The 1,664-nt window shown below is 56.5% G+C and carries 2 protein-coding genes; both read right to left on the reverse strand.

What is annotated here, in order from left to right; translation table 11 throughout:
• Positions 1 to 6: 6 nt before the first annotated feature.
• The gene (locus tag ACOCD2_RS18930; protein WP_293646551.1) at positions 7 to 135 is read right to left on the reverse strand and encodes a hypothetical protein; all 129 of its coding nucleotides are present in this window, start codon (positions 133 to 135) and stop codon (positions 7 to 9) included.
• The gene (locus ACOCD2_RS18935) at positions 132 to 1,451 is read right to left on the reverse strand and encodes a sigma-54-dependent transcriptional regulator (RefSeq protein ID WP_293649897.1); all 1,320 of its coding nucleotides are present in this window, start codon (positions 1,449 to 1,451) and stop codon (positions 132 to 134) included. The genes ACOCD2_RS18930 and ACOCD2_RS18935 overlap by 4 nt, the downstream gene beginning before the upstream one ends.
• Between the last annotated feature and the right edge of the window lie 213 nt (positions 1,452 to 1,664).

The raw sequence follows: 1,664 nt of genomic DNA on the forward strand, positions 1-1,664 counted from the left end.
TGGGAGTCAAGTACGGAGCAGCAACGAGCTTGCGAAGTTGTTGCGTAGTGCTTGGTGACCAGGACGGCTGGGGCACAAATAGGTTGTCAAAGGCTGAGTCGATTTTGGGGACTGGGATGTTCCAAAATCTATCACGAGGCCGAAGACACGCTTGGAATAGTGCAGGCCTTGCCCTTGTGCCAGCGTGTGTATTCCAGGATCTGCCTCACGTGCCTTTCTTCCAGGACATCGAGGCTTATCAGTTCCAGTTCAGAGTTGCCTGCAGTGGCGGCTTCCGTGTCCGTGGCCGACGCATCGTCGATGCCCAGCAGATCCGGGGTGATGGTGTCATCACGGCACAGCACGGTGGCGCGGGTCAGAATATTCTCCAGTTCGCGCACATTGCCGGGCCATTCATAGGCCTGCATTCTCGACCAGGCGGCTTCCGAGATATTCTGCATCTGGGTATGCAGGCGCTGGTTGATCTTGCGCAGCAGGTGTTTGGTGAGCAGGGGCAGGTCTTCCATGCGTTCGCGCAAAGGAGGCAGGCTGATGTTGACCACGTTCAGACGGTAGTAGAGGTCTTCGCGGAAACGGCCTTCCTTGACCATGGTTTCCAGGTCGCGGTTGGTTGCGGTGATGATGCGGGCCGATGTATGCAGGGTTTCGGTACCGCCGACGCGTTCATAGGTGCCTTCCTGCAATACCCGAAGCAGCTTGGCCTGCAGGTTGAGAGGCAGTTCGCCCAGTTCGTCGAGAAACAGGGTGCCGTCACTGGCCAGTTCGAACTTGCCCGGTTTGCGCCTGTCGGCGCCGGTGAAGCTGCCTTTTTCATGGCCGAACAGTTCGCTTTCCAGCAGATTTTCGACGATGGCAGAGCAATTGACAGGCAGGAACAGGCCGCTGCGTTCCGAATGATGGTGAATGGCTCTGGCCACGACTTCCTTGCCCGTGCCGCTTTCGCCGGTGATCAGCACGCTGGCACGACTGGCAGCGACACTGCCTATGGTCTTGAGCAAACGGGTGATGCTGGGGCTCTTGCCCACGATCTGGTTGATGTCCACTTCATAGTCTGTGGCCTTGCTGATCGCATGTACCTTGCGTGAAAGCCGATGACTGTGAAGTGCATTGTTCAGCGTGGTATCGAGTTCCAGCTCATCCATGGGCTTGCGTACAAAATCATAGGCGCCGGCCTTCATGGCTTCGATCACCAGTGCGTTGTCCGATACGCCGGTTACCATGATGACAGGGGGGGCATCCTTTTCCTCCTTGATCTCGCGCAGCAGGTCCATGCCATAACCGTCCGGCAACTGCTGATCGAGCAGGACCGCATCCGGCATGATTTCACTCAGATGTGTCCTGGCTTGCGCCAAGTCCAGGGCCACCAGCGGGGTGTGGCCGAGATCCTCGAGGTGCATGGTCAACAGCCGGGAAAAGACTTCATCATCTTCAACGACCAGTATGTTTGCCATGATTGAGTGTGCTCCAGTGGTATAGTGCCTGTCAGTGTGTTCTGCCGAGTTTACTGAAGTGTCCCTGAAAAGTCTTATCAGAAACCAGAAGCCCAAGCGTGTCTTCTGCCTCGTGATAGATTTTGGGACATCCCAGTCCCCAAAATCGACTCGGCCTTTGACAACCTATTGGTGCCCCAGCCGTCCTGGTCACCAAGCACTACGCAACAACTT

Origin of the sequence: Thiolapillus sp. (genome assembly GCF_048562965.1) — a bacterium.
Lineage (GTDB): Bacteria > Pseudomonadota > Gammaproteobacteria > Chromatiales > Chromatiaceae > Thiolapillus > Thiolapillus brandeum_A.

Coding starts and splice junctions, on each gene's coding strand:
- ACOCD2_RS18935 (WP_293649897.1), bottom strand. CDS start 1,451: ATGGCAAACATACTGGTCGTTGAAGATGATGAAGTCTTTTCCCGGCTG.